The 21,746-nt window shown below is 70.7% G+C and carries 19 protein-coding genes and 1 pseudogene; 13 read left to right on the top strand and 7 right to left on the bottom strand.

Annotation, left to right across the window (positions count from 1 at the left end):
- Window positions 1-19: 19 nt before the first annotated feature.
- From K4G22_RS06915 to K4G22_RS06895, 5 genes are all read right to left on the bottom strand, one after another.
- Window positions 20-1,234, bottom strand: coding sequence for an acetyl-CoA C-acetyltransferase (locus K4G22_RS06915; protein ID WP_228078897.1), 1,215 nt, complete (start codon window positions 1,232-1,234; stop codon window positions 20-22).
- An 82-nt stretch (window positions 1,235-1,316) separates the two neighbouring features.
- Window positions 1,317-2,459 carry an acyl-CoA dehydrogenase family protein gene (locus K4G22_RS06910; RefSeq protein WP_228078896.1) on the bottom strand — a complete coding sequence of 381 codons (1,143 nt, stop codon included), beginning with the start codon at window positions 2,457-2,459 and terminating at the stop codon, window positions 1,317-1,319.
- A 10-nt stretch (window positions 2,460-2,469) separates the two neighbouring features.
- On the bottom strand, window positions 2,470-3,642 hold the full coding sequence (locus tag K4G22_RS06905; RefSeq protein WP_228078894.1) for a CaiB/BaiF CoA transferase family protein: 1,173 nt from the start codon (window positions 3,640-3,642) through the stop codon (window positions 2,470-2,472).
- A gap of 199 nt (window positions 3,643-3,841) precedes the next feature.
- Window positions 3,842-5,311: a glycosyl hydrolase gene (locus K4G22_RS06900; RefSeq protein WP_228078893.1), complete on the bottom strand. Its 1,470-nt coding sequence runs from the start codon at window positions 5,309-5,311 to the stop codon at window positions 3,842-3,844.
- A gap of 441 nt (window positions 5,312-5,752) precedes the next feature.
- The gene (locus tag K4G22_RS06895) at window positions 5,753-6,811 is read right to left on the bottom strand and encodes a LacI family DNA-binding transcriptional regulator (RefSeq protein ID WP_228078890.1); all 1,059 of its coding nucleotides are present in this window, start codon (window positions 6,809-6,811) and stop codon (window positions 5,753-5,755) included.
- Between the two features lie 173 nt (window positions 6,812-6,984).
- Here K4G22_RS06895 and K4G22_RS06890 point away from each other — a divergent pair, with 173 nt between their 5' ends.
- The 7 genes and pseudogenes from K4G22_RS06890 (at window position 6,985) to K4G22_RS06860 (ending at window position 14,140) form a co-directional block, all read left to right on the top strand.
- Window positions 6,985-8,331: an extracellular solute-binding protein gene (locus K4G22_RS06890; protein ID WP_228078888.1), complete on the top strand. Its 1,347-nt coding sequence runs from the start codon at window positions 6,985-6,987 to the stop codon at window positions 8,329-8,331.
- Window positions 8,332-8,352: 21 nt separating this feature from the next.
- Window positions 8,353-9,300: a carbohydrate ABC transporter permease gene (locus K4G22_RS06885; protein WP_425336622.1), complete on the top strand. Its 948-nt coding sequence runs from the start codon at window positions 8,353-8,355 to the stop codon at window positions 9,298-9,300.
- A 53-nt stretch (window positions 9,301-9,353) separates the two neighbouring features.
- A complete protein-coding gene (locus tag K4G22_RS06880; RefSeq protein WP_228078879.1) occupies window positions 9,354-10,235 on the top strand; it encodes a carbohydrate ABC transporter permease in 882 nt (293 codons plus the stop codon).
- A 165-nt stretch (window positions 10,236-10,400) separates the two neighbouring features.
- A complete protein-coding gene (locus K4G22_RS06875) occupies window positions 10,401-12,224 on the top strand; it encodes a glycoside hydrolase family 2 protein (protein ID WP_228078877.1) in 1,824 nt (607 codons plus the stop codon).
- A 164-nt stretch (window positions 12,225-12,388) separates the two neighbouring features.
- Window positions 12,389-12,910 (top strand): annotated as a pseudogene (locus K4G22_RS06870) (RNA-guided endonuclease InsQ/TnpB family protein); the annotation flags it as partial.
- 67 nt (window positions 12,911-12,977) lie between these two features.
- Window positions 12,978-13,388 (top strand): class I SAM-dependent methyltransferase, encoded by a 411-nt coding sequence (locus K4G22_RS31785; protein ID WP_322785077.1) that lies wholly within the window; start codon window positions 12,978-12,980, stop codon window positions 13,386-13,388.
- Between the two features lie 74 nt (window positions 13,389-13,462).
- The gene (locus tag K4G22_RS06860; protein ID WP_228078876.1) at window positions 13,463-14,140 is read left to right on the top strand and encodes an HAD family hydrolase; all 678 of its coding nucleotides are present in this window, start codon (window positions 13,463-13,465) and stop codon (window positions 14,138-14,140) included.
- Between the two features lie 289 nt (window positions 14,141-14,429).
- Here the strand turns inward: K4G22_RS06860 and K4G22_RS06855 are convergent, their stop codons facing one another.
- Complete coding sequence (locus K4G22_RS06855) at window positions 14,430-15,485, bottom strand: glycoside hydrolase family 113 protein (protein ID WP_228078874.1); 1,056 nt, start codon at window positions 15,483-15,485, stop codon at window positions 14,430-14,432.
- Between the two features lie 540 nt (window positions 15,486-16,025).
- On the opposite strand from K4G22_RS06855, the gene K4G22_RS06850 reads away from it, so the two are divergent.
- The 6 genes from K4G22_RS06850 (at window position 16,026) to K4G22_RS06825 (ending at window position 21,403) form a co-directional block, all read left to right on the top strand.
- A complete protein-coding gene (locus K4G22_RS06850; protein ID WP_228078872.1) occupies window positions 16,026-16,706 on the top strand; it encodes a ThuA domain-containing protein in 681 nt (226 codons plus the stop codon).
- A complete protein-coding gene (locus K4G22_RS06845) occupies window positions 16,691-17,809 on the top strand; it encodes a Gfo/Idh/MocA family protein (protein ID WP_228078870.1) in 1,119 nt (372 codons plus the stop codon). Before K4G22_RS06850 ends, K4G22_RS06845 begins: the two co-directional genes overlap by 16 nt.
- Window positions 17,810-18,079: 270 nt before the next feature.
- Complete coding sequence (locus K4G22_RS06840) at window positions 18,080-19,042, top strand: glycoside hydrolase family 43 protein (RefSeq protein WP_228078868.1); 963 nt, start codon at window positions 18,080-18,082, stop codon at window positions 19,040-19,042.
- A gap of 64 nt (window positions 19,043-19,106) precedes the next feature.
- Complete coding sequence (locus tag K4G22_RS06835; RefSeq protein WP_228078866.1) at window positions 19,107-20,276, top strand: winged helix DNA-binding domain-containing protein; 1,170 nt, start codon at window positions 19,107-19,109, stop codon at window positions 20,274-20,276.
- Between the two features lie 36 nt (window positions 20,277-20,312).
- Window positions 20,313-20,873, top strand: coding sequence for a helix-turn-helix domain-containing protein (locus tag K4G22_RS06830; protein WP_228078864.1), 561 nt, complete (start codon window positions 20,313-20,315; stop codon window positions 20,871-20,873).
- Window positions 20,870-21,403 (top strand): GNAT family N-acetyltransferase, encoded by a 534-nt coding sequence (locus K4G22_RS06825; protein ID WP_228078862.1) that lies wholly within the window; start codon window positions 20,870-20,872, stop codon window positions 21,401-21,403. The genes K4G22_RS06830 and K4G22_RS06825 overlap by 4 nt, the downstream gene beginning before the upstream one ends.
- A 4-nt stretch (window positions 21,404-21,407) precedes the next feature.
- Here the strand turns inward: K4G22_RS06825 and cutA are convergent, their stop codons facing one another.
- Window positions 21,408-21,734, bottom strand: coding sequence for a divalent-cation tolerance protein CutA (gene cutA, locus K4G22_RS06820; RefSeq protein WP_228078860.1), 327 nt, complete (start codon window positions 21,732-21,734; stop codon window positions 21,408-21,410).
- Window positions 21,735-21,746: the final 12 nt, after the last annotated feature.

The following is a 21,746-nucleotide window of genomic DNA, read 5'->3' as shown; positions in this document are numbered from 1 at the left end:
GGGGAACGGGACAGCGGGATCAGAGGCGTTCCAGCACGGTGGCCACTCCCATCCCGCCTCCCACGCACAGCGTCACCAGGCCGTACCGCCCGTTCCTGCGCTCCAACTCGTCCAGCAGCGTGCCCAGGATCATGCCGCCCGTGGCACCCAGCGGATGCCCGAGCGCGATGGCGCCACCGTTGACATTGACGATCTCCGGATCCAGATCGAGGTCCCTGACAAAGCGCAACACCACTGCGGCGAACGCCTCGTTGATCTCCACCAGATCCAGATCGGCGACCGTCAGGCCGGCCTTGGCCAGGGCCTTTCGGGACGCGGGCGCAGGGCCCGTGAGCATGATCGTCGGCTCGGAGCCCGAGACCGCCGCTGAGACCACCCGGGCCCTGGGCGTCAGCCCGTACCGCTCGCCGACCTCGGCGCCGCCGACCATCACCAGCGAGGCGCCGTCCACGATGCCCGAGGAGTTGCCCGCGTGGTGCACATGGTCGATGCGCTCCAGCCAGTGGTACTTCTGGAGCGCCACCGCGTCGAACCCGCCCTGCGCGCCGATGGTGGCGAAGGACGGCTTGAGCCTCGCCAGCGACTCCGCCGTGGTGCCGGGACGCGGATGCTCGTCGCGGTCCAGCACCAGCAGCCCGTTGCGGTCGACCACCGGGACCACGGACCGGCCGAACCTGCCGTCCTTCCAGGCCGCGGCGGCCCTGGCCTGCGACTCGGCGGCGTAGGAGTCCACGTCGTGGCGGCTGAAGCCCTCGATGGTCGCGATCAGGTCGGCGCCCACGCCCTGCGGGGCGAAGCCGGTGGCGAAGTTGGTCATCGGATCGTGCGCCCAGGCGCCCCCGTCCGACCCCATCGGCACCCGGGACATCGACTCCACGCCGCCGGCGAGCACCAGATCCTCCCAGCCGGAACGGACCTTGGCCGCCGCGAGGTTGACCGCCTCAAGGCCCGAGGCGCAGAAGCGGTTCTCCTGCACGCCGGCCACCGTGTCCGGCAGGCCGGCCGCGATCGCCGCCGTCCTGGCGATATCGGCGCCCTGGTCCCCGATGGGGGAGACCACGCCGAGGACGATGTCGTCGATGGCGGCCGGGTCGAGGTCGGGAAAGCGACGGCGCAGCTCGTCGATCAGCCCGACCACCAGATCGACGGGCTTGACCTCGTGCAGCGAACCGTTCGCCTTGCCACGCCCGCGCGGCGTGCGAATGGCCTCATAGACAAACGCGTCGGTGCTCAACGTCGCTGCCCCTCTCTCCAGGAATGTTCTTATTTCTTCGGGTTTCTTCGGGTTTCTTCGGAATACTCGGGACTTCTTCGGGTCAGTCCAGTAGGGAGCGGCCGATGATCTCCTTCATGATCTCCGTGGTGCCGCCGAAGATCGTCTGCACCCTGCTGTCGGTGAACGCGCGGGCGACCGGGTACTCCGCCATATAGCCGTAGCCGCCGTGCAGTTGGAGACAGCGGTCGACCACCTTGTTGGCCAGCTCGGTGGCCCACCACTTGGCCATCGAGGCGTGCACCGTGTCCAGGCCGCCCGCGTTGTGCTCCAGCACGCAGCGGTCGATGAACGTCCTGGTGACGGTGGTCTCGGTGGCCAACTCGGCGATCTGGAACCGGACATGCTGCAACTTCGCCAGCGGCCGGCCGAACGCCTCGCGGCCCCGGACATAGTCCCTGGTCGCCTCCAGGATGCCCTCGGCCACCGCCGCCGCACCCACCGCGATCGTCAGCCGCTCCTGCGGCAGCCGGGACATCAGATAGGAGAAGCCCCGGTGCTCCTCGCCCAGCAGGTTCTCCTTGGGCACCCGCACATCCGTGAACGACAACTCGGCGGTGTCCTGGGCGTGCAGACCGATCTTGTCGAGGTTCCGACCGCGTTCGAACCCCGCCATCCCGCGCTCCACCACCAGCAGGCTGAGGCCCCGCGAGCCACCCTCCGGGGTGGTGCGGGCCACCACGATCACCAGATCGGAGAGGATCCCGTTCGAGATGAACGTCTTCGCCCCGTTGAGGAGATAGTGGTCTCCCTTGTCCACGGCGCTGGTCCTGATGCCCTGAAGATCGGAACCCGCGCCCGGCTCGGTCATCGCAATGGCGGTGATGAGCTCGCCCGAACAGAAACCGGGCAGCCAACGACGCTTCTGCTCATCGGTCGCCAACTCGGTGAGATAGGGGCCCACGATGTCGTTGTGCACCCGGAAGCCGGGCCCGGTGGCGCCGGCGCGGGCGAACTCCTCCGCCAGCACCATCGGAAAACGGAAGTCCGAACTGCCGCCGCCCCCGTACTCCTCCGGCACCGCCAACCCCAGAAGACCCTGCCGGCCCGCCGCCGACCAGGCCGAGCGGTCCACCACACCGGCCCGTTCCCACCGCTGGTGGTGCGGCGACACCTCCTGCTCGACGAAGGTCCGCACCGTCGCGCGGAACTCCAGGTGCTCAGGATCGAAGATCTCCCGACGCATAGCGCTGACCTCAGCTTTCCGCATCCGTCCCACGCCCCGGCCGTTCGCCGGAGCCGTTCGCGGCCACCAGCGTAGGCACCGCCCACTCCGCGGCCACCTCGGCCGTGTGCGCCCCCGGCTCGGCCGGCGGCCGGCGCAGGGCGCCCGGCGTCGCCGAGAAGCGCGGCGCGGGCGCCGGCTGGCGCACCCCCGCCTCCTCGACCAGCGTCCCGCGCGCCGTCAGATGGGGATGGGCGGCGGCCTCGCCCAGCGAGAGCACCGGCGCCACACAGGCGTCCGTGCCCTCGAAGACCTTGGACCACTCGTCCCGGGAACGCGTGGCGAAACGGGCCGCGATCAGCTCCCGCAGCCGGGGCCACCGGCCGATCTCCCCCCGGTCAGGCGCGTCGGCCGGCAGCTCCAACAGCCGCGCGAACTCCGCGTAGAACCGCTCCTCCAGGGCACCGACCGCCATCCAGCCGCCGTCGGCCGTGGCGTACACCGCGTAGTAGGGGCAGCCGCCGTCCAGGATGTTCACCCCGCGCGCGTCCCGCCAGGCGCCGGCGCCCAGCATGCCCCAGAGCATCGACGTCAGATGCGCCGCACCGTCCACGATCGCGGCGTCCACCACCTGCCCGACGCCCGTGCGCCCCGCGTGCAGCAGCGCCGCCAACACCCCGCTGACCAGATACAACGAGCCGCCCGCGTAGTCCCCCAGCAGATTGACCGGGATCGAGGGCGGCCCCTCGGCCGGGCCGACCAGGCCCAGCGCGCCGACCGTGGCCAGATAGCCGATGTCATGGCCGGCCAGGGGCGCCAGCGGACCATCCTGGCCCCAGCCCGTCATCCGGCCGTACACCAGCTTGGGGTTGCGGGCGAGCGCCGCCTCGGGGCCGACGCCCAGGCGCTCGGCGACGCCGGGCCGGAACCCCTCCAGCAGCGCATCCGCGCGCTCCACCAGGTCGAGCACCGCGCCGGGACCCGAGTCGGCCTTGAGATCCACCAGCACGGAACGCTTGTTGCGGTTGGTGAGATCGTGCGCGGGATCGATGCCAAGCGGCTGGCCGCCAGGGCGGTCGACCCGCACCACATCGGCGCCCAGATCGGCCAGCAGCATCCCGGCGAACGGCGCGGGCCCGATCCCCGCCAGCTCCACCACGCGCACTCCGGCCAGCGGCCCGGCATCGGGCCCCGTCCTGGTCAATGGGCCCCCCAGCGTCGGCGAACGACGACACGGATGCCGCCACGTCGGCGATGTTACGAACGAGTAGCGTCAGGCGCAAGGGGTGTCCGCACGGGGTCGGGGCCCCGAAGGCAAGCCGCCGTCAGGGCCCCGAGATGGCCGGAACCAGCCGTCAACCGGCCGTCAACCAGCCGTCAACCGGCCGGCTCAGCGGCCGGGTTCAGCGGCCGTGGTTCTTGAAGTCCCCGACCTCGTCCAGCGTGATCACGTCGGGATGCGAGTAGACATGCTCCAGATGCTCGCGCGAGTTCCAGTTGCCGTCGGTGAGGAACTCACCGGACCAGGTGACGAACCAGCTCCAGTCCGCCCGGTACGCCGTCAACAGGTCGGGGTCCGGGATCGGGCCGCACTCGGTGAGCGCCACCAGCTTGCGGTCCTGGCCCAACTCGACCAGCTGGTCGTAGGTGGCGCTCAGCGGGCCGTGGTCGCCGGGCGGCGGGTAGGAGTCCGCGCTGACGATGTCCACCACGTCGTCGCCCGGGTACCACTCGGGGTCCACGGAGTTCCACACCCAGATCAGGTTGTCCAGCCCATGGACCTCGGTCAGCCGGTCGTACATCAGCCGCCACAGCTCCTTGGCCGGCTCGGCGCCCTTGGCACCCCACCAGAACCAGCCACCCTCGGCCTCGTGCAGCGGTCGCCACAGCACCGGGACGCCCGCGTCCTCAAGCCGCTGCAACTCGTCGGCGATGGCGTCGATGTCGCGGAGCAGCAGCCCGTAGTCCTCGGATGTCGGATCGGCCAGCGCGGCCTCGACGTCGAAGGTGGTGGCCTCGGTGTAGAAGCCGCGCCACCACTCGTTGCCCGGCTCGTCGATCAGCCCGCTGGGCGCGTTCCAGTGCCAGACGAAGGTGGTGATGCCGCCCCCTTCGTCCCAGTCGAGCGCGTGGTCCACGTCCACGCCCACCGTGCCGCGCTCGACGCGGCTGGGGGAGTAGTCCATCAGGTCGAGACCGGCGATGGCCGGCGAGGTGCCGAGGTTCTCCTCGATCCACTCGATGGACGCCATGTCCTGCTGGCCGCTGAGGATGCCGTTGCCGTAGTGGTCGGTCAGATAGCCGAGCAGCGACCTCGCCTCGGGCGAGGCGTCCGGGTTGACCGGCTCGCCGGTCACCTGGTGCGGCGGTCGCTCGGCGGCCGGCTCCAGACTGATCGCGTCGATCTCGTACCAGCCCCAACCGCTGCGCACCGTCAGCGTGTTGGTGCCCTCCTGGAGCAGCACCTTGCCGGCGGGCAGGGCGGCGAACTCATCCGTCTCGGGCAGGGTGATCTCGCCCATTCCCGAGCCGTTCAGCAGTAGTACCGCGTTCTTCTGACCGCTCGGTGTCCGATAGTGAACGGTCAACTCGTGTAGCCCGCCCGGACTTTCCGGGATGGTGATGGTGACCTGATCGTCGTCGGCGTCAAAACCGGTCACATAGCCGCTGCCCGAGAACCCGGGGGCGGTGTTGTCCACCTCCACCCCGGCCAGCTCGCCGTCCTCGGCCTCGTAGACCTCGGCCTCGGCGCCCACCGGTGGTCCGGCGGCCGGATCCTCCCCGGCGGTGGCGGCTGTCGCTCCCGTGGTGGCCAACAGGCCGACCAGCGCCGCGCCGGCGAGTGTGGTGCGTATCGGCGTCCGCATCGTCATAGGTGATCACCCTCGTCCCGTGAGGTGTGTTCTTGCGCGATTGTGTTGTGGATCTTGTGAATGGGAGCGCTCCCGCAGTCATTCGAGCGCACGGTCGCGAGCATGTCAATGACGGGCTCGGCGCTGGGACGAGCAGGCGGGGGTGGGTGAGCCTGTGCGATTGGGTCGGGGGCCGTCGGAATTTCGGCGGCGAGGGTGGTCGGATGGGTTGGCGGCCGTCGCTTTCGGTGGTTCTATCTGCGCGTGTGCGTGCGTAGCTGTGCGTGTGTGCCGAGTTCGGCCCGGGGGCTCGGAACGGTCGTTGGCGTCGTGGAGCCCGCCTGCCGTGTTCGGGTCGGGCCCGCGCCTGTCCGGGCGCGGCCCGGGGGCGCGTTCGTCCGCCGTGATCGGCCCCGGCCCCCGTTCGTCCGTCGCTGCCGGACGGTCGGGGCGCGGGGTGGGTCAGGCCGCCGTGGACGCCCTGGCGCCCGAGGTGCTTTCCCTGATCACCAGGTGGTGCGGCACCACGCGTTCGTGCGGTGGCGGTGTCGGGCCCGTGGGGGAGACGGCGCCGGGGCTGGACTCGGCGATGCGCTGGACCAGCATCCCCACGGCGGCGCCGGCGATCGCCGTCTTGTCGGGGGCGACGGTGGTGAGGGTGGGAACGCTGAAGCGCCCCGCCTCGACGTCGTCGAAGCCGACCACCGCGACATCCTCGGGGACGCGCAGGCCCCGCTCGTACAGCGCGCGGATCGCGCCGATGGCCATCTGGTCGTTGAGGGCGAGCAGGCCGTCGGGGCGGGCGCCGCTCTCCAGGGCGGCGTGGACGGCGGCTGCCCCGTCCGGGGTCGCGAACTTCCGGACCGGCAGGACGGTCGAGGCGTCACAGGGAACGTTCGCCGCCGCCAGCGCGCTCCGGTAGCCCCGGGTGCGCACCTCGGCGGTGCCCGGGCTGGTGCCGTCCCGGCCGCCGATCACCAGGATGTGGCGGCGGCCGAGGGCGAGCAGGTGCTCGGTGGCCTCGCGGGCGGCGGCCTCGTTGTCTATGGCGACATGGTCGGCCTGCCCGGCGCCGAGTGTCTCGCCGAGGAGCACCGTGGGCAGCGCGCCCCTGCGGTTCTTGAGGTCGTCGTCGACCAGCGCCAGCGGGCTGAGGATCACGCCGTCAGCGAAGTCCGAGCCGAAGCCGTTCAGCGCGGACAGCTCGTGTTCGCGGTCGGCGCGCGTCTGGTGCACCAGGACGGTGAGCCCGTTGCGGTCCGCCTCCGCGATGATCAGATTGGCGAGCTCGGCGAAGTAGGGGAGGTCCAACTCCGGTACCACCAGGGCGAGGATGCCGGTGCGGCCCCGTCTGAGGTGGCGTCCCGCGAGGTTGACCCGGTAGCCGAGGTCGTCGATGGCCTGGCGCACCACCCGCCGCGTTCGGTCCGAGACGTGGACGTAGTCATTGATGACGTTGGAAACCGTCTTCTCGGAGACGCCCGCGAGCTGCGCCACGTCCTTGATCCTGGGCCTCGCCAACCCGACCTCCCTGAGCCGCGATCGATCGTACCGGGCTGTTGGCCGACGGGTCGAACAGTAACCTTCTGTCGGGAATCTCCAACAGAAAGCAACTCTTACCAACCTCTTTACACAGCTTTCTACATCGCTGTAAACACGTACCAACAACCCAGCGTCGGGTGGGAAGGTGCGAAATGAGCTTCGATCATTCCGGACATGGCGGCGGTTTCCGGATGGGCCGCCGGGGACTGCTCCGGTGGGGACTCGCCGGGGCGGGAGCGGTCGCCGCACCGAGTCTGCTGGCTGGCTGCGCGTCGCCGGCATCGCCCTCCGGCTCCTCCTCGCTGCGGGTGTGGGACCTCTTCTCCGGCGGCGACGGCGTGTTGATGGACGAGATGCTGGAGACGGTCACCTCGGGGCCCGACTCCTTCTCGATCGACCGGACGATCCTGGAGTGGGGCCCCTCCTACTACACCAAGCTCGCCATGGCGGCGGCCGGCGGGCGGGCGCCCGAGGTGGCGGTGCTCCATCTCTCCCGACTGGCCGGCTACGCCCCGGGCGGCCTGCTCGACCCCTTCGATCTCGATGTGCTCGCCGAGTTCGGCGTGGGCGAGGAGCACTTCGCGCCCGCGATCTGGGAGCGCGCGAAGTGGGAGGGCGGCGTCTACGCGATCCCCCTGGATACCCATCCCTTCATCGTCTTCTATGACAAAGAGCTGGCCGACCAGGCCGGACTGCTGGACAGCGACGGGGAGTTGGCGCCGATCGGCTCGCCGGACCGGATGCTGGCGGCGAGCGACGCGCTCGCCTCCGCGCAGGGCGCCGCCGGGGTGCTCTTCGGGCATGTGGGCGACCAGTCCCAGTGTTGGCGGCTGTTCAACGGCCTCTACGCCCAGACCGGCTCCGAGTGGGTGCTGCCGGAGGGCGGGGAGCCCCAGGTCGACAGGGACGCGGCCGTCCGCGTGATCACCTTTATGACGGAGCTGTTCGACGGTGACCGGAACCCCAACCACCTTGACTACAACGGTGCGATGGCTGCCTTCCAGGGGAGCCGGGGCGCCATGATCTTCTCCGGGGAGTGGGAACTGCCCAACATGACCGTCACCGGCCGACCGTTGGGCGCGGCACCCTTTCCCACCATCTTCGACCAGCCCGCGGTACACGCCGACTCGCACAGCTATGTGTTGCCCCGGCAGGAGCGGGTGGACGAGGCCCGCCGTCGGGAGGCGCACCGTTTCGTCGCCACCATGCTCAAGGCCAGCTACACCTGGGCGTCCGCCGGCCATATCCCCGCCTACCAGCCGGTGATCGCGGACGAGCGCTATGCCGACCTCGACCCCCAGGCGTCCTATGCCGGGGCCTCGGAGATCGCCGTGCTCGACCCGGCCAACTGGTTCACCGGTTCGGGATCCAACTTCCAGAACCAGATGACGCAGCCGATGACGTCGGCGCTGCTGGGCAACACGTCGCCCGAGCGAGCCGTGGAGCAGATGGTCAGCGCGTCCGCCTCGATGCTCGACCAGCCCAACCCGGTCGCGTGACGGAGACAAGGAGCCTGTGACGTGAGCACGACCTCATCGCGCCCCGACGCGACCGACAGCCCCGTGGAATCCAAGGCCGGCCAGCACCCGGCCCCCCCGACCGCGCGACCGCGGACGAAGCAGACCGGCTGGCTGTTCGTCGTCCCCTTCGCCGTGGCCTTCGCGCTCTTTATGATCTGGCCGATCGTCCAGGGCCTGTGGATGAGCTTCACTGATGAGTCATTGACGCTCAGCAGTACGGAATTCGTCGGCTTTGACAACTTCGCCGAGGCTTTTGGCGACCCCGATGTGTGGAGCAGCCTCGGCAACACCCTCTTCTTCACCGTGATCACGGTGGTCCCGCTGGTGCTCGTGGCGCTGGGCATGGCGCTGCTGGTGCACACCGGGCTTGCCGGCCAGTGGGTCTGGCGGCTGTCGTTCTTCGCGCCCTTCCTGCTGCCGGTCAGCGTGGTCACCATCATCTGGCAGTGGCTGTACCAGCCGGACCTCGGCATGGCCAACCAGGCGCTGGAGAAGCTCGGTCTTGAGCCCGTCGGCTGGCTCTCCGACGAGCAGGTCGCCATGTGGTCCATCGCGGCTCTGACCGTCTGGTGGACGGTCGGCTTTAACTTCCTTCTCTATCTGGCCGCTTTGCAGTCGCTTCCCGACCAGTTGTATGAGGCCGCGGCGCTGGACGGAGCCGGTGCCTGGCGGCGGCTGTTCTCGATCACCCTGCCGCAGCTGAAGCGCACCACGGGGCTGGTGGCGATGCTCCAGATCCTCGCCTCGCTCAAGGTGTTCGACCAGATCTACATCCTCACCAAGGGCGGCCCCAACAACTCCACCCGGCCGATCCTCGAATACATCTACGACGTCGGCTTCACCGGCTACCGACTGGGCTACGCCTCCGCCATCTCGTACCTGTTCTTCGCCCTGATCATCGTCATCTCCATCGCCCAGCTGCGGATCTTCCCGCGTCAGGAGGGCTGACCGTGTCCGCGACGACGACCACGCGTCCCCGTCTCCACCCCGCCGGAGGCCCGATGGGCCGTCGCCCCCGCCGCAAGCAGGCGACGGAGGAGGGCGCCCCGTTGCTGCTGGGCCACGGTCGGCTGCCCCGGGCCCTGGCCAGCGTGGCCCTGGTGGTGTTCGCCGGGCTGTGGCTGCTGCCCTTTGTCTGGGCGATCGCCACCTCGTTCCAGAGCGAACAGGATGTGGCCACCCCCGGGCTCAACCCGATCAAGGGCGCGCTGACTCTTGAGCCCTACCGCACCGTTCTGGATCGCGGCAACATCCCGATCTGGGCCTTCAACAGCATTCTGATCGCCGCCCTGGTCACGCTCATCACCATCGTGATCTCGACCCTGGCCGCCTACGGTCTCTCCCGGGGCACCTTCAAGGGCCGCAAGCTGCTGCTCGGCGTCACCGTCGCCTCGATCATGGTCCCGCCGCAACTGCTCATCGTGCCGCTGTTCCAGGAGATGCTCGCGTTCAACCTGGTGGACACCTACTGGGCGGTGATCCTCCCGCAGGTGGTGGCGCCGATGATGGTGTTCATCCTGAAGCGCTTCTTCGACGGCATCCCCCGGGAGTTGGAGGAGGCCGCCCGCATCGACGGGGCCTCCGACCTCCGGGTCTTCTGGTCGATCGTGCTGCCGCTGTCCCGCCCGATCGTCGCCGCCGTCTCGGTGTTCGTCTTCATCGGCGCGTGGAACAACTTCCTGTGGCCCTTCATCGTCACCAACGACCCCAACCTGATGACCCTCCCGGTCGGCCTGGCCACCGTTGAGGACGCCTATGGCGTGGTCTACGCCCAGAGCATGGCCTCGGCCCTGATCGCCGCGGCGCCGCTGATCGTCGTCTTCCTCTTCTTCCAGCGGCGCATCGTCAAGTCCGTGGCCACCACGGGTCTGGGCGGCACCTGACCGGTCCGAACGCGGAACGGGACGGCGGCGCGCGGGCGACCGCCGCCGTCCCATGTCCGCCTCCCGACACCCGTACCGACGCCCGCACCACCCGCCCTCACCACGAGCTTTTCCCGCACGATGCGGAACCTCGCATCGGTGACAACCCATCTCACTGGAGTCTCTGTGCCTTCCCCCTCCGCCATTCCGCGGCCCGAGTACCCACGGCCGCAGTTCGTCCGTGGCGACTGGCTCAACCTCAATGGCACCTGGCAGTTCGAGTTCGACCGTGGCGACAGCGGAATCGACCGCGGACTGCTAGAGCGTGACCTCAACGGCGAGATCATCGTTCCCTTCTGCCCGGAGTCGGAACTCTCCGGCATCGGCGAGACCGACTTCCTGGAAGCGGTCTGGTACCGCCGCACCGCGACCGTGCCCGCCGACTGGGCCGGCCGCAGGGTGCTGTTGCACTTCCAGGCCGTCGACTACGACACCACCGTCTGGGTCAACGGCACCCAGGTCGTCCGCCACCGCGGCGGGTTCACCCCCTTCACCGCCGATCTGGGCGACGTCGCCCGGGCCGGCGAGGAGATCACCATCGTGGTCCGCGCCCGCGACCCCAAGTCGGGCCCGCAGGCGCGCGGCAAGCAGGCCATCCGCTACGCCAACACCGACTGCCACTACACCAGGACCACCGGCATCTGGCAGACCGTGTGGCTGGAGCCCGTCGCCCACGACCACCTCAAGCGGCCCCGGATAACCCCCGACCTGGCCGGCTCCGCGTTCCACCTGGAGCTGCCCCTCTCCGGCAACCGTCCGGGCCACACCGTCCGCGCCGTCCTCAGCGACGCCGACGGCGAGGTGGCCGTCGCCGAGGCCCGCGCCGACCTCGACCTCGCGCCCCGCCTCTACCTCCCCGTCCCGGCCGACCGCCGCCGGGTGTGGAGCACCGGCGACCCGCACCTCTACGACCTGCGCCTCGAACTCCGCGACGCGGACGGCACGGTGCTCGACGGCGCGGAGAGCTACGCCGGCCTGCGCTCCGTCGGCATCGACGGCAAGGCCATCACCATCAACGGCGAGAAGGTCTTCCAGCGCCTCGTCCTGGACCAGGGCTGGTACCCCGACGGCCTGATGACCGCGCCCAGCGACGAGGCCCTGCTGCGCGACATCGAGCTCTCCCTCGAAGCCGGCTTCAACGGCGCCCGGCTGCACCAGAAGGTCTTCGAGGAGCGCTTCCTCTACCACGCGGACCGCCTGGGCTACCTGGTCTGGGGCGAGTTCGGCGACTGGGGCTGCAACGTCGGCGGTCGCGGCGACGACAACCAGCAGCCCGACGCCTCCTATGTCGCGCAGTGGCTGGAGGCCGTCGAGCGGGATTACTCCCACCCGTCGATCATCGGCTGGTGCCCGCTCAACGAGACCTACCAGGGCCTCAGCGACCGCATCACCCAGCTCGACGTCATCACCCGGGGCATGTTCCTCGCCACCAAGGCGATGGACACCAGCCGGCCGGTGCTGGACACCTCCGGCTACGCGCACCGCGTCCAGGAGACCGACGTCTACGACTCGCACACCTACGAGCAGAACCCGGAGGCGTTCGCCAAGCAGGTCGGCGGCCTCAGCAGGAACGAGCCGTATGTCAACGCCTACGACGACGGCAAGCCGTGGTCGGTGCCCTACAACGGACAGCCGTACTTCGTCAGCGAGTTCGGCGGCATCTGGTGGTGCCCGGAGACTGCAGCGGAGGCGCGGGGCGACGACCGCACCGAGTCCTGGGGCTACGGCGACCGGCCGCGCGACGAGGAGGAGTTCCAGCAGCGGTTCGCCGGCCTCACCGGCGTGCTGCTGGACGACCCAGACATGTTCGGCTACTGCTACACGCAGCTGACGGACGTCTTCCAGGAGCAGAACGGCGTCTACCGGTTCGACCGCTCGGTCAAGCTGGACGTCGACCGCGTCCGCGCGGCCCAACTCCGCCCGGCCGCCATCGAGGACGGCGAACACTGACCGCCACCACGTGACGTCCTGACCGCGCCCCTCGAACCCGCTCCTCGGGTTCGAGGGGCACGGTTCGTTTACATCAGGTTCATGTGGTGGGGAGTTGAATCCTGATGTCGGCGTCGATGGCTTCCAGGGCTTCCTGGATGGCCTGGTCTTGAGCGAGGGAGGTGGAGAAGGGCTCCAGCAACCGGAACAAGGCCCGGCTGAAGGTCGCCCGCGCTCACGCGAAGGTGGCCGACGCGCGCCGCGAGTTCCACCACCAGCTCTCCACGAAGCTGCTCCGCGAGAACCAAGCGGTCGCCGTGGAGGACCTGGCGGTGAAGGGACTCGCCCGCACGCGCCTGGCCAAGTCCGTCCACGACGCCGGATGGTCGGCGTTCGTGAACATGCTGGAGTACAAGGCCGCACGGTACGGGCGCACCTTCGTGGAGATCGGCCGCTTCGAGCCCACGTCTCAGGTGTGCTCGCAGTGCGGCGTGAAGGACGGTCCGAAGCCGCTGCACGTCCGTGTGTGGACGTGTGGGGCGTGCGGGGCTGTCCTGGACCGGGACATCAACGCGGCGGTCAACGTCGCCAAGGCGGCCGGACTGGCCGTGACAGCCTGTGGAGCGCAGGTAAGACCGGGACCCGTCCCGGCACCGCGCAGCGAAGCAGGAACCCACCCGACACCACAGCCTCTGACGGCACGGTAGGCGGGAATCGCCGCCCCTCAGGGCGGCGAGGAAGTCAATCGGTCGTGCTCCAGGTGGCGCAGAACTGGTGCGGCCGTTTCTACCGGCGCCGCCGGTGCGGGTGTTGGATGTCGGTGGTGGGCCGAGGACGCATGCGCGGTGGCTGCTCGCGGACGGGTACGAGGTGCGGCTGATCGATTCGGTGCCGCGTCATGTCGAGCAGGCCGGCCGCATCCCCGGCTGTGAAGCGGGGCTCGACGCCGCCGACGGCTCCTATGACGTGGTGCTGTTGCTGGGCATGCTCTACCACCTGCCGGATGCGGCTGACCGGCGGCGCCGGGGCCCTGTCCGAGGCGTTGTGGGTGCTCAAGGCCGCCGAGCAGCGCACCGGCACCGGGGTCGCCGGAACTTGCCGCTCTTCGAGGCCCTCCTGATCGCCGGATGGGGTGTCGGCCGTCGGCAGGCGCCCCCGCGCCGCCGGCAGGCACACCGCTCTTGAATCGCTCTGACTCACTCGTTGAAACGGAGTCCGTATGGTCAGCGTAGGCGCACAGTAGGTAATAGGAGGGGTGTATGGAACGGCTGGTGCTCTGGGATATCGACCACACTTTGGTGGAGATGCGGGGTGTGGGCGGGGAGTTGTTCGGGCGTGCGTTCGCCCGGGTGACCGGGTGGCGTATGGAGCGCCAGGCCGCTGTGGACGGGATGACCGATCCGGTGATCTTCCGGGAAACGGCCGCACTGCACGGGGTGACCACCGGGCGGCGTGAGTTCGAGGAGTTCGCGAGGGCGTTGGGCGAGGAGCATGCCCGGGCTGTGGCGGAGATCCGGTCTCGGGGGGTCGCGCTGCCGGGGGCGGCGTCCGCGCTGGCCGCGTTGGCCGAGGCGGGTGTCCGGCAGGGCGTCGTCACGGGGAACGTTCGGTCCAGTGCGCGGGTCAAGTTGGCGGCCTTCGGCCTTGACTCCTTCGTCGACTGGGAGGCCGGCGCCTATGGGGAGGACGCCGAGACGCGGCCCGAGCTGGTGCGTATCGCGCTGAAGCGGGCGGGCAGTCCTGCGGTCGGCCGGGTATCGCTTCTGGGGGACACGCCCGCGGATGTCAGGGCGGCTGTCGAGGTCGGCGTCCGCGCTGTCGGCGTGGCCACCGGTCGTAGCACCGAGGCTGAACTGGCGGAGGCGGGCGCGGATTCCACGCTTCCCGGCCTCGACGACACGAAACGCGTCGTCAGCGCGGCGCTCGGCGCCCGCTGACTCTGCCGGTGGGGCAGGCGGGGCCACCGAGGAGAGTCGGTGCCCTTCGTCGCGCTTGATGCGGTGATCTCGTCAGTGTGTTCGGGATGATCCCCAGGAATCGTAAGCCCATGACCGCTCCTTGAGTTGCTCGATGGCAGTCGGTGGGCGGAGCGTTACCCGCTGGGCAGGGAAGGTCGAGGGCGCTGGTCTGAAGAGCCCGTCCCCTGGCTTGCTTGAGGCCGCCGTCCGAGGCCGCCGTCCGGTGTCGGGATCGGGGCGAGGCGGTGCGGGGTGGGCACCGTCGCGGTCAACCTGCCGGGCGTGGGGTGGGGGCGGCGTCGTCGGGCGCCAAGGTCTCGTACCGTCGTGCGACGGCGTGCAGGGCGGCCTTGGGCGTCCACTGCTCGGACTCGTCCGGGCCTGGGCCGGCTGGACGGGTGATCTTGACGATGCCGAAGCTGGCCAGGTCGGCGTCGGTGGTGGGGTCGTCGGTGTGGACCAGCATGGGCTCGCTGAAGGCGAACACGAAAGTGCCGTGCACGGCGGCCGAGGTGAGGGCGTCGATCGACTCGGTGAGGTAGTCGGCCTGGACCTGCTCGTCGCGGATCACGTCGGCGGTGATGCTGGGTGGGTCGGTGCGGTGGTCGAAGACGTCGTATCCCGACCCGCCGCGTTCGGCCGCGCCCCGGTAGGCGCAGGAGCCGAACTCGGTGATCAGCACGGGCTTGCCGGCCTCGACGTGCCGCTTGACCTGGTCGGTGTAGAACGCCGCGTTGCGTTCGTCGCGGTAGGTGTCCAGGCCGACGTAGCCGAAACGGGACCAGTCGACCGACTCCCAGTCGCCCGCGCCGTAGGTGATCGGGCCGCCGAAGGACTCCCGTACGGCGGTGACCAGGCGGTCGAGGAGCCCGTTGAGCGCCCGGTCGAACTTGTGCTTCCGCTTGCCGATCAGCCGCGGGAGCCGCTCTCCTCGGTGGTCGAACGAGCGTCCCGGCACGATGCCCCGGCTGGTGAGGGTCAGCTCACAGCCGACGTTGATCCCGACGCGCCCGTGCCGCGAACTCAGGCGCTCCGCGGCCGGGCCCAGTTCGCGCATGACGGACTCGATCGCGCCGTGTCGAGCCTCGATGAGCCGGGGTTGCAGCCAGGCGTGCAGGCCCAGTTCGGCGGCGATGTCCGCCGCTTCGATCAGCCGCCGCGGGTCGGTGGCCATGATGGAGACGGCGTTGCAGGACAGGTCATCCCGGATGGCGGTCATATCGCGGCGCACGTCGTCCGGGTGCCAGTGGGGGCGGGAGTGGAAGTCCTTGGCGTAGCGGACGCCGGCGTCGTAACAGACACCTCGGACGGGAAGGACGGCCACCTGAGCAACCTTTCGATCGTGAACGGCAACTTCGCGCGGGCGGACCGGTGTTCGCGTCGAGGGTGCCGGCCACAGCGCAACCGTAACAATCGACCGTTCGCAATCGGAACGCTTCGAACGCGGCGCGGCCACGGGTCGCCATCAGTCGTCCTGATCGCCGCCGGGCCCTTTCCGAGGGGGGCGCGGGGCGCGGGGCCACCGACAACACGCCGGTGCCGGCGTCGTGCCGCCCTGCCCCGCGGCGGATGTCGGCACGCGTGGGGAAGATCGTTGGTGCCTTTTGTCACATTGGTGCGGTGATCTCGTCAGTGGGGCGGTCGTGGTGAAGGATGGTCGGGTTGCTGACGTTGCACGCAGCATGGGCCGCCCGTAAGTGACCTTTGCCGACCGTTGTCCGATCAACCGTTGTCCGACTACTTTCTGTGTCCGACCGGCCGTTGACGGATGGGCTGGGCGTGTCCGGGGCGCCTGCCCGGGTCGGCCGCCGGCAGGCACGCCGCCGCTGAACCACTCCGACTGACTCGTTGAAACGGAGTCCGTATGCCCACCGCCGAAGCCCCCCGTCGGGCCCTGGTGATCCGTGGTGGCTGGGAAGGCCACGCCCCCATCGAGACCACCGACCTGTTTCTGCCGTCGCTGCGCGAACAGGGCTTTGAGGTGACCGTATCCGACACTCTTGACGCCTATCTTGACGCCGAGGCGCTTGCCGCGACCGATCTGATCGTCCAGTGCTGGACCATGGGCGAGATCACCCGGGATCAGTCCGACGGCCTGGCCGCCGCCGTCCGGGCCGGTACCGGGTTGGCCGGTTGGCATGGCGGCATCTGTGACGCGTTCCGGGCGAACACCGCCTATCAGTGGCTCACCGGGGGGCAGTTCGTGATGCACCCCGCCGAGTGGCTCGACCACACCGTCGACATCCTGCCCGAGCGGGCCGATCACCCCGTGGTGCGGGAGCTGCCGGCCCGCATCCCGCTCCACACCGAGCAGTATCTGGTGCACACCGCGCCCGATGTCGAGGTGTTGGCCACCACCACCTTCGCGACCGACGACCCCGGGGTGCCGGCGGAGGCCAGGGGGGTGACCTGTCCGGCCGTCTGGACGCGGCAGTGGGGCGAGGGCCGCGTCTTTGTGAACACCATCGGCCACAAGCTGGACGATCTCCAGGACCCGACCGTGCGGACGCTGACCGAGAGGGGGCTGCTGTGGGCGGCTCGTTGAACCCGACCCGGGTGGGAATCGTCGGTGTTGGCGCCATCAGCGGTCAGTATCTCGACTACTTCGATCAGCACGGGGCGGATGCGGGCGTCCGCCTCACCGCCGTCGCCGATCTCAACCCCGAACGGGCCCGCGCGGCCGTCGAGGGCCGGGAGGAGGTGCGGGCCAGCACCCCGGACGAGGTCTACGCCGCCGACGACGTGGACATCGTCCTCAACCTGACCATCCCGGCCGCGCACGCGGCCGTCGGCCTGGCGGCCGTCGCCGGCGGCAAGCATGTCTACGGTGAGAAGCCGCTGGCCGCCAACGCGGTCGACGCCCGGGCCCTGTTGGCCGCCGCGGGGGAGGCGGGGCTGCGCGTCGGTTCGGCGCCCGACACCGTCCTCGGGCAGGGCACCCAGACCGCGCGGGCGCTGATCGACGACGGGCGGATCGGTCAACCCGTCGCCGCCACCGCGTTCTTCGCCTGCCCGGGGCACGAGCGCTGGCACCCCAACCCGGACTTCTACTACCAGCCGGGCGGCGGCCCGCTGTTCGACATGGGCCCCTACTATCTGAGCGCGCTGGTCCACCTGTTGGGGCCGGTCGAGTCCGTCTACGGCGCGGCCAGCAGGAGCGGCGCCGAGCGGGCCGTCGGGTCGGGGGAGCGGGCCGGCGAGCGCTTCCCCGTCGATGTGGAGACCCATGTCACCGGGGTGCTCCGGCATGAGAACGGGGCGCTCAGCACGGTGTTGATGAGCTTCGACGTGCAGAGGCACGAGCTGCCCAGGATCGAGGTGCACGGCACCGGCGGCAGCGTCTCCGTTCCCGATCCCAACCGGTTCGAAGGGCCCGTGCGGTTGGCCACGCCGGGGTCCGAGGGGTGGCAGGACGTGCCGCTGACCCACGGATACGCGGCGGCCGGGCGCGGCCTCGGGCTGGCCGATCTGGCGCGCGCCCTGCGCACCGACACGCCGGCGCGGGCGACGGGGGAGGTCGCGCTCCATGTGCTGGACGTGATGGAGGCGTTGCTGAAGGCGTCGGCGGAGAACCGGGTGGTCCGGCCGGCGAGCAGCTGCGCACGTCCGCCGCTGGTACCGGAGTCGGCCCGGGTCGCCGTGGACTGATCCGACGGGGCGGTGCCCGGCGGACTACCCCGTGGGGGAGCCGCCGGGCACCGCGCTCGGCGGCTCGCAACTCCGCACAGGAACCCACGAATTCCATCAACGCACGGGTATGGACACCCGTCAGTCGGCTGTGTTGTCCTGTTTGGCGACCAGTTCTACATCGTTGGAAAATCGCTGGAGAAGCCCGACGCCGGACGTGCCCGTCGGCCGCTGTCCCCCTCGCCGAGCATGCCTCAACTCCCTCCCCCCAGGAGCCGCACCATGTCCCGGATGCCCAAGTCGCCCGTGCCCGCCCGTCGTTCGCTGACCGCCGCCGGGGCGCTCGCCCTCGCAGCGCTGGTGCCCACCGCCCCGGCGGCGCACGCGGCGGCGGCGCCCCTGCTGGTGATCGACACGGACTTCCCCGACCCCGACATCGTCTCGGCGGACGGCACCCTCTGGGCCTACGCCACCAACGCCGAGGCCGGCAATGTGCAGACGGCGAGCGCGCCCTCGCCCGAGGGGCCCTGGACCCGTGGGCCCGACGCGTTGCCCACCCTCGGCGACTGGGCCCGCGAGGGCCTGACCTGGGCGCCCGAGGTGACCCCGCAGCCCGACGGCTCCTATGTCCTGTACTACACGGCCCGCGATATCGCCTCCGACCGCCAGTGCCTGGGCACCGCCGTCTCGGACACCCCGGGCGGGCCCTTCACGCCGGTGGGCGAGGGGCCGCTGGTCTGCCCGGCCGACGAGGGCGGCGCCATCGACGCCACCACGTTCACCGACGACGACGGCACCCCGTATCTGCTCTACAAGAACGACGGCAACGCGGTGGGCGTCGACACCTGGATCTACCTCCAGCGACTCACCCCGGACGGCCTCGGGTTCGCCGGTGACCGGGTCCCGCTCCTCAAGCAGGACCGGCCCGAGGAGGGCGGGCTGATCGAGGCGCCCACCCTGGTCAAGCGGGACGGGGTGTATGTCCTGTTCTACTCCGCCGGTTTCTACGGCGACGGCAGCTACTTCACGGGCTACGCCACCGCTCCCGCGCTCACCGGCCCCTACGCCAAGTCGGACGAGCCGCTGATGAACACCGAGAACACCGGGATCACCGGGCCCGGCGGGCAGGATGTCATCCCGGGCGCCGACGGGGACTGGCTGGCCTTCCACGGCGTGCTCTCCGAGGACCCGCTGGTGCGCGGCATGTATGTGACGCCGCTGCGTTGGGACGGCGGCACCCCGTCGATCGACTGACGGACGCCGGGGCGGGGGCGATAGCGGAAGTTGATGTTCCTGTATCGCGCCTACCGTTCGGTGCATGAGCGATCTGGCGTTGGACGCACCGGAGTTGAGCTGGGCGGATGTGGTGGCGCGGCGGATGGAGCGGCACGGTCTCTCGGCGCCGTCCGCCGGGGCCCCCGTCCCCGCCGTGGTGCGGGCGATGTGCGGGGCGCATGCCCAGGTGCTGTCGGCGGCCGAGCTGTCCGTGGGGCTGCGGACGGTCGCCGGGACGCGGGCCGATGTGCGGCGGGCGCTGTGGGAGGAGCGGTCGCTGGTGAAGACCTTCGGCCCGCGCGGCACCGTCCATCTCCTCCCCACCGAGGAGTTGCCGCTGTGGACGGGCGCGCTGTCGGCGGTGCCGGCCGGAGGCGGCCTGCCGGCGAGCGCGCGGATGTCGGCTGAGCGGACGGACGCGGTGGTCGCGGCGATCGGGCGGGCGCTGGCGGACGTCGAGCTGGTCGTGGAGGAGCTCAGCGATGCGGTGATCGCCGAAGTGGGGGCGTGGGCCGGCGAGTTGGTGATGCCGGCCTTCGGCGGCATGTGGCCGCGCTGGCGGCAGGCGCTGCATACCGCCGCGCATCGCGGGGTGCTCTGCTTCGGTGCCGACCGGGGGCGTCGGGTCACCTACACCAACCCGCGCCGCTGGCTGCCCGGGTTCCGTCCTGGGGCGCCGGACGCGGCGCTGGCCGAGCTGGTCAGGCGCTTTCTCTGGGCCTACGGGCCGGCCACGCCCCAGCAGTTCGCCCGCTGGCTGGCCGCGCCGAGGAGGTGGACGTCCGAGCTGTTCGCCTCGCTGGCCGACGAGTTGCGGCCGGTGCGGCTGGCCGGGGAGACCGCCTTTCTGGTGGCCGGCGACGACGCGCCGCCGGTGGGGGAGCCGTCGGGGCTGCGTCTGCTGCCGTACTTCGACGCCTACGGGGTCGGCGGCCACCCGCGTGAGCTGCTCTTTCCCGGCCGGGCCAGGGAGCGGGCGCTGGCTCGCGGGCAGGCGGGGAACATGCCGGTGGTGTTGATCGACGGCGTGGTGCGCGGCATCTGGCACCAGCGGCGTGCGGGGGCCCGCCTCTCGGTGACGGTGGAGCCGTTCGAGGAGCTGACGGCGCGCCTGCGGCGGGAGTTGGGCGATCAGGTGGAGCGGGTCGGCGCGATCCTGGAGGCGCGGCCGACGCTCACCCTGGGCGTGGTCCCGGTCGGACCACACGCCTGACCAGGCGTGTCCCGGATATGGGATATGCTCTCGGATATGAGAGACGCGATGGAGTCCCGGCTGGCCGGGCGGTTGACCGAGCTGCGGGTGGAACGCGGCTGGTCGCTGGACGAGTTGGCGGGCCGCACCGGCGTCAGCCGGTCCACGCTCTCCCGCCTTGAGCGCGCCGAGATCAGCCCCACCGCCACCCTGTTGAACAAGCTCTGCGCGGCCTATGAGCGGACGATGTCCCGGCTGCTGGCCGAGGTGGAGACGGAGCCGCCGCAGTTGGTGCGCGCGGGGGCGCAGTCCGTCTGGCGCGATCCGGGCGCGGGCTTCACGCGCCGTTCCGTCTCACCGCCGCACGCCGGGCTGCGGGGCGAGCTGGTCGAGGTGGAGCTGCCGGCCGGCGCCGATGTGGCCTATGAGGGGCCGCCGGTGCCGGGCGTGGAGCAGCACATCTGGCTGCTGGCCGGCGCGGTGGAGATCACGGTGCACGGTGTCGAGCATCGGCTGGTGGCCGGCGACTGCCTGCGGTTCCGGCTCTGGGGCGGCTCCCGCTTCCGCTGCGAGGGGCCGGAGCCGGCCCGCTACGCCCTGGTGGTGGTGCTGCCGTGAGCGAGCTGGGGATCTCCCGGTTGGGCCCGGCCGATTTCGACGCCGCCGTTCCCGAACTGGCCGAGCTGCTGGGGGAGTTGGTCGCGGGCAGCGTCTCGCTCGGCTTTCTGCGTCCGCTGGACGTGGGCGCGGCCGAGGCGTGGTGGCGGGGGCGGCGCGCCGCCGTCGCCGATGGCGGGCTCGCCGTCTGGGTGGCGAGGGAGCGGGGCGTGCTGCTGGGCACGGTCGGGCTCGCCCTCGTGCCCATGCCGGCGGGGCGGCACCGCGCCGAGGTGGTGAAGCTGATGGTGCGGCCCCTCGCCCAGGGCCGTGGCCTGGGACGGGCGTTGCTCACCACGGCCGAACGGGCCGCCGTCGCGGCCGGGTTGCGGCTGCTGCTGCTCGACACGGAGAGCGGGACGCCGGCCGAGGGGCTCTACCGCTCGGCCGGCTGGACCCGCTATGGCGTCGTCCCCGCCTATGCCGCCGAGTCGGGCGGCGCGCTGCGGGACTGCTCCTTCTACTACAAGGAGCTGCCGGCGGCGGGTTGAGCCGTCAGCGCCGGGTGTCCGTCTCCTCGTCCAGCCAGCGCAGATAGGCGTCCGAGCCCCGGTCGATCGCGGTGGCGATGATCTCGGGCACGTCGTAGGGGTGGGTCTCCAGGAGCAGCGCTTCGAGCGCCGGATAGCGGGCGTCCGTGGTCTTGAGGTGCACCCGCCACTCGGGATCGGTGTGGATCTCGCCCCGCCAGCGGTAGACGCTGGTGATCGGCGCCTCGATCTGGGCGCAGGCGGCGAGCCGGCCCTTCACGGCGGCCCGGGCCAGGGCGTGGGCGGACTCCTCGCTTCCGGTGGTGGTCAACACGGTCAGATAGGCGGCCATCTCGTGCTCCCT

The sequence above is a fragment of the Streptomyces profundus genome, assembly GCF_020740535.1.
In the GTDB taxonomy this organism is placed as follows: Bacteria; Actinomycetota; Actinomycetes; order Streptomycetales; family Streptomycetaceae; genus Streptomyces; species Streptomyces profundus.
The sequence above is the reverse complement of the archived record's forward strand: the minus strand, read 5'-3'. Positions and strand labels throughout refer to the sequence as shown.